General features: G+C 39.5%; 11 protein-coding genes. 9 read left to right on the top strand and 2 right to left on the bottom strand.

Translation table 11 applies throughout. The features are described from left to right. Window positions 1-42 precede the first annotated feature (42 nt). The 9 genes from ACQV2T_RS02175 (at window position 43) to ACQV2T_RS02135 (ending at window position 6,342) form a co-directional block, all read left to right on the top strand. Window positions 43-609, top strand: a complete 567-nt coding sequence (locus ACQV2T_RS02175; RefSeq protein ID WP_428893182.1) for a sigma-70 family RNA polymerase sigma factor — start codon at window positions 43-45, stop codon at window positions 607-609. 66 nt (window positions 610-675) lie between these two features. Beyond that, window positions 676-879, top strand: a complete 204-nt coding sequence (locus tag ACQV2T_RS02170) for a hypothetical protein (RefSeq protein ID WP_428873671.1) — start codon at window positions 676-678, stop codon at window positions 877-879. Between the two features lie 21 nt (window positions 880-900). Continuing rightward, the gene (locus tag ACQV2T_RS02165; RefSeq protein WP_428875851.1) at window positions 901-1,140 is read left to right on the top strand and encodes a DUF2922 domain-containing protein; all 240 of its coding nucleotides are present in this window, start codon (window positions 901-903) and stop codon (window positions 1,138-1,140) included. A gap of 64 nt (window positions 1,141-1,204) precedes the next feature. Continuing rightward, window positions 1,205-1,429: a hypothetical protein gene (locus ACQV2T_RS02160; RefSeq protein WP_428873673.1), complete on the top strand. Its 225-nt coding sequence runs from the start codon at window positions 1,205-1,207 to the stop codon at window positions 1,427-1,429. 22 nt (window positions 1,430-1,451) lie between these two features. Then, complete coding sequence (locus ACQV2T_RS02155; protein ID WP_428873674.1) at window positions 1,452-1,682, top strand: phage holin; 231 nt, start codon at window positions 1,452-1,454, stop codon at window positions 1,680-1,682. Then, window positions 1,679-2,719, top strand: coding sequence for a glucosaminidase domain-containing protein (locus ACQV2T_RS02150; RefSeq protein WP_428893181.1), 1,041 nt, complete (start codon window positions 1,679-1,681; stop codon window positions 2,717-2,719). Before ACQV2T_RS02155 ends, ACQV2T_RS02150 begins: the two co-directional genes overlap by 4 nt. Before the next feature lie 115 nt (window positions 2,720-2,834). Then, window positions 2,835-3,524: a DUF4230 domain-containing protein gene (locus ACQV2T_RS02145; protein ID WP_428893180.1), complete on the top strand. Its 690-nt coding sequence runs from the start codon at window positions 2,835-2,837 to the stop codon at window positions 3,522-3,524. A 120-nt stretch (window positions 3,525-3,644) separates the two neighbouring features. Then, on the top strand, window positions 3,645-5,117 hold the full coding sequence (locus ACQV2T_RS02140) for an FAD/NAD(P)-binding protein (RefSeq protein WP_428893179.1): 1,473 nt from the start codon (window positions 3,645-3,647) through the stop codon (window positions 5,115-5,117). A gap of 61 nt (window positions 5,118-5,178) precedes the next feature. Beyond that, window positions 5,179-6,342 (top strand): nucleotide sugar dehydrogenase, encoded by a 1,164-nt coding sequence (locus ACQV2T_RS02135; RefSeq protein ID WP_428893178.1) that lies wholly within the window; start codon window positions 5,179-5,181, stop codon window positions 6,340-6,342. Window positions 6,343-6,388: 46 nt separating this feature from the next. On the opposite strand, the gene atpC is transcribed toward ACQV2T_RS02135, so the two are convergent. Both atpC and atpD read right to left on the bottom strand, forming a co-directional pair. Further along, window positions 6,389-6,829 carry an ATP synthase F1 subunit epsilon gene (gene atpC / locus ACQV2T_RS02130; protein WP_428873679.1) on the bottom strand — a complete coding sequence of 147 codons (441 nt, stop codon included), beginning with the start codon at window positions 6,827-6,829 and terminating at the stop codon, window positions 6,389-6,391. Then, entirely contained in the window at window positions 6,813-8,273 is a 1,461-nt protein-coding gene (gene atpD, locus ACQV2T_RS02125; RefSeq protein ID WP_428873680.1) for a F0F1 ATP synthase subunit beta, read from the bottom strand. The genes atpC and atpD overlap by 17 nt, the downstream gene beginning before the upstream one ends. Window position 8,274: the final 1 nt, after the last annotated feature.

Here is an 8,274-nt window from a genome sequence, read left to right as displayed (position 1 = left end):
TGAAGTAACCAGTCGGTTACCTCACCTACTCATCAACCCTATTTGACAAAGAGCCAAAAATCATCTGAAGAATTAACTAATGTCATTATTATGTTTGACCCCCTCATCCATCACTGGCTCCATCATTACCAATTGTCTACCCACCATAACGATTATCAAGACCATCTTCAGGAGATGCGGTTAGAGTTGATAAGGCTTTATCAAAAGTTTGAAGGCGATCCCTTAAATTGTATCGATCATCGCTATCAATTTATCGCTTATGCGGGTAAGGGTTTAAAATGGTTTCTACTCAATCGTTTGCGCCAATCCACTTATCAAGTGACCCCGACAGATCCTGTTATTTTATCAGATCTTATCGAAGAGCTGAGAGAAGAATGCTCAAAAGAATCAATCTTTTTATTGGAACAAACTGTTAAAGACCATCTAAAAGAACGAGAGCGTAAGATTTTCAATTTAATTTTACAAGGAAAATGGCGCAATCGTGAAATCTGCCAGCTCTGCAACATTTCTGAGCGCACCCTCCGCAATGATAAAAAGCGTATTGCAGCTAAGCTCGGTCATCTCTTTAAAGAAAAATCTAAAAACTTGTCTTTTTCTTGCCGTTTTTGATGATCTGATTGTGTGTATAAGGTGTAAGATCGTACGGCTTACATAAATACCTAGGAGGAATGAAAAATGGAAAGTAAAGAATACAAATCAGGGCGTTTAGCGCTTAAAGGTATGAATCCGACAACGGAGAAGACTTTTAATGTCTCTATTCAAGGCTTGATTGAGGGGGTTACTCCCAATCAAGTGCAGTTGGTTAAAGATCAAATCGATCAATTAACCATTAATCCAACCGATACCGCTCAAGCTGTTTATGCTTATAATTTTATTTAATGATGGAAAGGGGAAAGCAAGATGAAAGATAGTATGGTATTAGAATTGATTTTCTTAGATGCGGCGGGTAAAACGCGTAAGATTACGATTAATCAACCAGCTGATTCAGTTACTAAAGAAACTGCCGAAGCTGTGATGCAGGCTCTAGTTGACTGTGATTTATTCAAAGATGATCAGGGCGTAGATATGTATGTGACTCCGGTTGCCGCTCGCTATGTTGAGCGTAATGTTACCGATGTTTATGCCTATGAAGAAGCTTAGTTAAGCATGATTTTAGAGGGGCTGAGTGTTTGCTCAGCTCCTTATTACTAAAAGGAGGTTGTGCATGCATTTGATTGATTTGGGTTCTTATGCTGGAGCGATTATTGCAGTGATTACCTTGATTTCTAAGTTAATTGGCCTGATTACTGCCTTGCATGATCTAATTGAACGCATTGATTGGATGCAGGCCAAACTAGAAGCGTTTAACCAAGAGCTACAAACGATTAAACAAAAGGTCGATCAAAACGATTATTTTATGTGGCCGGCAGAAAGTCGTCAATGGATATAAAAATAATAGAAAGGGTGATAGAATGTTATCTAATCGTTTTTATGATTTAGGCAAATGGCTCGTATTAATTTTTCTACCAGCCTTGGCTGTTTTTGTACAAGGAATGGCCGACTTGTACCACTTGAATCAAGGAGGTCAATGGGTGGGGCTGATTAATTTGTTAACCATCTTTTTAGGATCTATCTTACAAATATCCTCTTATCACTATCATCATAATGATAACTCGCCTAAGGGATGGGGGGCATTGATATGATAAGAGAGGCTTGGATGAGTCGAAGATTAGCTAGTTTGCGACCGCTCTTTCAAAAATATCCTAGCACTATATCCGTTGCAACTCGGATGGCACAATTTGTCTTAGAGTCAAATGGCGGGAGATCTCCACTTTATCTAAAGTCTAATAATGGTTTTGGTATTAAAGCATCTGCTCCCTGGCAGGGTAAGGTAGTCGACCATCCTTCACTGGAAGCAAATGGCCAGATGGTGGTTTCACAGTTTCGCGCCTATAAGAGTCTGGAAGAAGGCGTTGAAGACCACGCTATTTTCTTCACTTCAACCAACTACCGTAAGCAGGTTGCCTATAAAGCGGCAATCGAAGCAAAGGATTCCTTTGAAGAGGCCAGGGCTTTAACAGGCATTTATGCCAGTGACCCCCATTATGGTGATAAGTTAATTGAAATTATCAACTGCTATGATCTTACGAGCTATAACCTAGCTGTTAATAGCCTCAAGCAATTGGATGAGCCTCTTATTATTGACCGGCGGTCAGAAGCTCTAGGTGGACAAGCTCATGATCGCTCCTTAGATGCTATCACAACCATTGTCTGGCACTATACAGGTGTGAAACGGTCTTTAAATCGTCACATTACAGACCACGAGGTCTTTTGGCATAAGCAACGTGGATGGGATCGTGGAGGCTATCACTTTTATATCGATAGTCAAGGACGAATTTACCAAAATTATGACCTAGAACGCATGACTTGGGGGGTAGCCAATTGTAATCATTTCTGTGTCCATCTGTCCGTAGAAGCTAATGCCAAAGAAGACTATTCGCCTCAACAAATCAAAGCTAGAGACTGGCTCACGCGTAAACTCATGAAAGATTTAAACTTACCCGCTTCTGCTGTTAAAGGACATTGGGAAGTTAACAATAATACCCTGTGTCCCGGTTATAATCGAGCAGAAATGGAGCAATTTCGTCAGCAATTAGCGATACCACTTAAAAAAGAAAAGCAAAAATTACAAGCCACTTTTGAATTAGCCGGCAAGCGCTATCAAATCACCGAAATCTGATAAGCGAAAGTTAAGTTTATCAGTAAATATCCTAATAAATTCAATTAAAATACCTATTGAAAGGCTGAATTTACTGGGCTATAATTTAAGCATAAAAAAGAAAGAGGTGGCCGTAATGGATCAGCAGGATGATAAGTTAGAAGCAAAAGAAAGAGGGCTTGATTTCTCTAAATTAAAAAAGATTAATTTTAAAAAGAGAGACCTAAAGTTTGTTATTGGAGCCCTTGTAGCAGTTGTTTTAGTAGGAGTGGCTGGTAGCTTAGGATTTGGCCCCTTTTCTAGTATTTTTCCGCAGGATGTAACCAGTAAAGACATGGAGTTACTCAAAACGCGCTTAGAAGAGTCACAAGAATTAACGACTATGAAATACCACTATACTAATATGGCGCATTTTGAAAAACAAAAAGCCATTGAAAACTGGAAGATACCTTTTACCGAATCCGAATTTATCTATTCCTATACCGGTGTTATTCATGCCGGTATAGATCTAAAAGAGATTAAGTTAGATTCTAAAGACAACCAAGTCATTGTTACTATTCCTAAAGCTAAAATATTAGCCCACCAAGTCAATGATGACTCCTTAAAAATCATCGATGAAGACCGTTCCTTTATTAACCCATTCAAACTAAGTGACATCACAGATTTCCAGGCAGAATTAAATGCTCAAATGGAAGCGGATGCCTTGGGTAATGGCTTGTTAACTGAAGCCCAAGAATACTCTAAAGTTCAAGTTAAAAACCTCTTCTTTGATATGATTCGTTCAATCAATCCAGATATTGAACTAAAAATTGAAGTTGCTAAATAATTCATTCACTGAAAGTTCTTACCGCTTGGTAAGGGCTTTTTATTTGTTATGATTCTATACTGTAAAGCGAATTCAAATTCGTTATAATGGAAGTTGAGAAAAAGATAATGGAGGTGCATTATGAAAGTAGCAATTATTGGAGCAGGGGTTGCTGGAGCGGCTGCCGTTAAAACAATCCTTGAAGAAAATCACCAAGGTCTGATAAATCATGTGGATGTTTTTGAAGATCGGAAACAATTGGGAGTAGGCTCCCCTTATGAGCCTGATTCTAACCAATTATTAATGAACTCCTATGTCGGTGATTTAGGTTTTGAATGGCAAGACGCTGACCACTATCTAAGGTGGTTACAAGATCATTATCCCGAATATGCTCGCAGGGATATTTTTTCACCCAGACCTATTTTTGGTGAGTATATCCAAGATTATTTTAGTCCATACTTTGAAGACGAAATCATTCATGTAGTTCATCAGCGTATTCATCAACTGAAAATTAAATCCCCCAAGTCTTATTATCTATATGACGCGCAAGGTAAGCAATATGGACCTTATGATTCTGTCTTAATGACAGTAGGTCATCCACCTTATGCCGATTATTATAATCTTTTGGGACAAGAAGGCTATATTCACCATCCTTATCCAGTTGAACAGCTTCTAAGTGATTTGGACTATCAAAAAGGAATTGGAATCATTGGATCCGGATTAACTGGGATTGATATTATGCGTTATTTACAAGATCACTATCCAATTACCATTGATCATCCGGTGACTTTTTATATTTTAGACCAGCCCTTTTCGACACCGAAGTTTGAACGCTATGCCGAAGACTTGGTTTTTAACTTAAATGCAGATTGGATTGATAAGCAGTTGGCCCAATCTGATGGTCAAACAATCCCTTTAGAAGCTATATTTCATCAATTTGAAGAGGATATGGAAGCCAATGGGGTAGATTGGAAATCTTTAGTCGAAAGATACAGTCAAGGATCCATTGGGGAAGGTTTAATGGCTATCCACCAACAAAACCGTCGATTAAGTATCTTACAATTATATGGTCGCAAGTTGACTGCCTTTCTACCAGCCTTGAATATGGCCTTATCATCCAAAGATCGCATACGCTTCTTTAAAGATTTTATGGGACTTTTCGAACATTTTAGAAGTCAAACACCGGCTGAAAGTATTGCGTTTATTTTACAAGGTTTGAAAGATGGACGTATTCGGATTGTTTCTGGTATGAAAGCTGTGGAAGTGAATGCCCAAGGATTTACCGTTGTCACTCAAAAAGGCTTACGCTATCAAAGCGGCTATTTAATCAATGCAACCGGCTTTGATCAAAACTTAGAGACAGCCGCTCAACATGATCCTTTAATTAATCAAATGTATCAAGAAGGAATTATCCAAGCAAATCCATTGGGTGGTATTCTTGTTGATTGGCCGCATACTCAAGTTCTTAGTCAAAGATTTGGCCGATTGGAGCATTTATATCTAACAGGTCATTGGATTTTCTCTACTCAATTTGGTAACAATAATACCAAGCTGACCTATAAGCAAGCAGAAGCTTGTGTGAAACACTTGCTTGAATCTGCACGGGATATTTAGTTTTAACTTAGAGTGAACTTTTGTATAATAGAATTAAAATAACGAAAGATAAGGTGGCGTCATGAAAATAACAGTTGCAGGAATGGGTTATGTCGGGCTTTCAAATGCGATTCTTTTGGCTCAATATAATGAAGTGAAAGCGATGGAAATTGTTAAAGAAAGGGTCGATTTAATCAATCAAAAAATTGCACCTATTGTGGACGCTGAAATGGAAGATTACCTAGCCAATCATTCTTTAAATTTAGAAGCCACCGATGATCCTAGCTATGCTTATAGTGGAGCAGAATTAGTGATTATTGCTACGCCAACTAATTATGATGACGCTAATAATCACTTTGACACTTCAGCTGTCGAAGAGGCGCTCGATAAAGTTAAAGAATATGCCCCTCAGGCAGTAGTTGTGATTAAATCAACCATTCCTGTCGGCTATACTGAGGAAATTCGTCAAAAATATGGTATGGATATTATCTTCTCACCAGAATTTTTGAGAGAAGGTAAGGCGCTTTACGACAACTTGCATCCTTCTCGTATTATTGTCGGCAATGAATCTGTTCATAGTCAGACAGTAGCTGAATTATTTGCTGAGGCTTGCTTGGATGAAGAAGTGTCTATCTTAACCATGCCTTCAACTGAAGCAGAAGCAGTAAAACTCTTCTCCAATACTTATTTGGCTTTAAGGATTTCATATTTTAATGAATTGGACACCTATGCTGAAGTACGTGGCTTAAACAGTCAGCACATTATCCAAGGAGTAGGGCTTGACCCTAGAATTGGTGATCACTACAATAATCCGTCATTTGGGTATGGTGGCTATTGCCTGCCTAAGGATACCAAGCAATTGCTGGCTAATTATCAAGACGTTCCAAACAACTTAATTCAAGCGATTGTGGATTCGAATGCAACCCGTAAAGAACACATTGCTTCACAAGTTTTAAAACATCAAGCGCAAGTAATCGGTATTTACCGCTTGACCATGAAATCCAATTCGGATAATTTCCGTCAATCTGCTATTCTTGATATTATTAAACAGCTGCGAGCAGAAGGCAAAGAGATAATTATCTATGAACCGACACTTGAAGAAAAGCAATTTGATGGCGAAGAAGTTGTAGCTGATTTTGAAGTCTTTTGTCAAAAGGCTGATATTATTCTTGCTAATCGCCTTGCAGATCAATTAGCAGCTGTAAAAGAAAAAGTCTATAGTCGCGACGTTTTTGGCAATAATTAAGATAAATATAAAACCTTCCGTTAATTTGAAAACGGAAGGTTTCTTTTTATTGATTATGTTGATGTTTGAAAGCATCCAATTGGTTGAGTGCTTTTCGTAATTCAATTTCAGCTGAATGATAAGCGCGAATATCTTGATTGATTTCTGCTTGTTTCAGCTTATCTTCAGCCATGGACAACTCCATTTTAGTCTGGGCGTCATCAATATCTAGGGCTCGAACGGCCATGTTGGCAATAATATTAAGTTCGTTGTCCCGAATTTCCAATAGTCCACCGTTAATAGCGATATAGTCATCCGGTTTGCCTTCGACTAGAGGTGCTACGATAACAGTTGAGATGTCTAAGACGGTCATCATGGCAATATGATTGGGTAGAATGGTGATACCACCATCAATGGTTTGCACATGACATTTGCGGGCACGTTTGGTATAGACTACGCCATTAGGAGAGATAATCTGAACTTGTAGATTTTTAAGCGTTTGCGTCATCCAAATCCACTCCCATTTTCTTAGCTTTTTCAATGGCTTGATCGATATTTCCTACGTTACGGAAAGCTTCTTCAGGCAGATTATCGTAATCACCATTTAGAATACCTTCGAAGCCGTCAATTGTTTCTTGTACGGTTACGTATGAACCTGGAATACCAGTAAAGGCTTCTGCTACGTGGAAGTTTTGTGATAGGAAGAGCTGAATACGTCGGGCTCTTTTAACGGTTAGTTTTTCAACTTCACTCAACTCATCTACACCCAAGATGGCGATGATATCTTTGAGGTCTTGATAGCCTTGCAAAGTTTGTTGAACGCCACGAGCTACCCGATAGTGTCGTTCGCCAACAACATCTTCAGATAAGGCTGAAGAAGAGGAGGCGAGTGGATCAACCGCTGGGTAGATACCCTGCTCGGTTAATTTACGCTCTAAGTTAGTGGTTGCATCTAAGTGAGAGAAGGTAGTCGCTGGCGCTGGATCTGTATAGTCATCGGCTGGTACATATACTGCTTGAATGGATGTAATCGATCCTGCCTTGGTGGAAGTGATTCTCTCTTGCATGGCTCCCATTTCAGAAGCTAAGGTAGGTTGATAACCTACTGCTGAAGGCATCCTTCCAAGTAGAGCCGAAACTTCAGAACCTGCTTGAGTAAAACGGTAGATGTTATCAATAAAGAGCAAGACATCTTGATGCTTTACATCACGAAAATACTCTGCCATGGTTAAACCAGACAAAGCTACCCGCATTCTAGCTCCAGGGGGTTCATTCATTTGGCCAAAAACCATGGCTGTATTTTTAGAAACGCCAGAGTCGCGCATTTCATGGACGAGGTCGTTTCCTTCACGCGTTCTTTCACCAACTCCAGTGAAGACCGAAAGGCCACCGTGTTCTTGGGTAATGTTATGAATTAATTCTTGAATTAATACCGTCTTACCGACACCGGCTCCTCCAAAAAGACCAATTTTTCCACCCTTGAGGTAGGGAGCTAATAAGTCAATGACCTTTATTCCTGTTTCTAAGATTTCGAAGTTTGAAGCCAGCTCGCTATATTCAGGCGCATCGGCATGAATGGAATGTTTGACTACATCTGGGAAGAGTTCAGGTCCATTATCGACTGTATCTCCTAAAACATTGAATACGCGTCCCAATGTAGCTTCACCTACGGGTACTTTAATGGCTTCACCTAAATCGACAACAGCCATGCCCCGTGATAAACCTTCGGTTGCTTCCATGGCAATGGTACGTACGGTGTCATGCCCAATATCAATAGCGACTTCGAGTACCACTTTTCGGTGTTGGAGAATCGTCTTTAAGTCGGATGTTTCATTTACTTCCTCAAGGTCGGTTACAACCAGGGCATGATGGATTTCTGGTGTTCCGTATTCTAAAGGAAAGGAAACATCCACGACCGGTCCGATTACTTGTTTGATATGTCCGATTCGCATA

This window comes from Facklamia sp. P13069 (assembly GCF_050409405.1).
Lineage (GTDB): Bacteria > Bacillota > Bacilli > Lactobacillales > Aerococcaceae > Facklamia.
The sequence above is the reverse complement of the archived record's forward strand: the minus strand, read 5'-3'. Positions and strand labels throughout refer to the sequence as shown.

What these genes read in the sequence shown, in the direction of transcription:
- ACQV2T_RS02170 (WP_428873671.1), top strand. Translation starts at nt 676, where the DNA reads ATGGAAAGTAAAGAATACAAATCAGGGCGTTTAGCGCTTAAAGGTATG.
- ACQV2T_RS02165 (WP_428875851.1), top strand. Translation starts at nt 901, where the DNA reads ATGAAAGATAGTATGGTATTAGAATTGATTTTCTTAGATGCGGCGGGT.
- ACQV2T_RS02160 (WP_428873673.1), top strand. Translation starts at nt 1,205, where the DNA reads ATGCATTTGATTGATTTGGGTTCTTATGCTGGAGCGATTATTGCAGTG.
- ACQV2T_RS02155 (WP_428873674.1), top strand. Translation starts at nt 1,452, where the DNA reads ATGTTATCTAATCGTTTTTATGATTTAGGCAAATGGCTCGTATTAATT.
- ACQV2T_RS02150 (WP_428893181.1), top strand. Translation starts at nt 1,679, where the DNA reads ATGATAAGAGAGGCTTGGATGAGTCGAAGATTAGCTAGTTTGCGACCG.
- ACQV2T_RS02145 (WP_428893180.1), top strand. Translation starts at nt 2,835, where the DNA reads ATGGATCAGCAGGATGATAAGTTAGAAGCAAAAGAAAGAGGGCTTGAT.
- ACQV2T_RS02140 (WP_428893179.1), top strand. Translation starts at nt 3,645, where the DNA reads ATGAAAGTAGCAATTATTGGAGCAGGGGTTGCTGGAGCGGCTGCCGTT.
- ACQV2T_RS02135 (WP_428893178.1), top strand. Translation starts at nt 5,179, where the DNA reads ATGAAAATAACAGTTGCAGGAATGGGTTATGTCGGGCTTTCAAATGCG.
- atpC (WP_428873679.1), bottom strand. Translation starts at nt 6,829, where the DNA reads ATGACGCAAACGCTTAAAAATCTACAAGTTCAGATTATCTCTCCTAAT.
- atpD (WP_428873680.1), bottom strand. Translation starts at nt 8,273, where the DNA reads ATGCGAATCGGACATATCAAACAAGTAATCGGACCGGTCGTGGATGTT.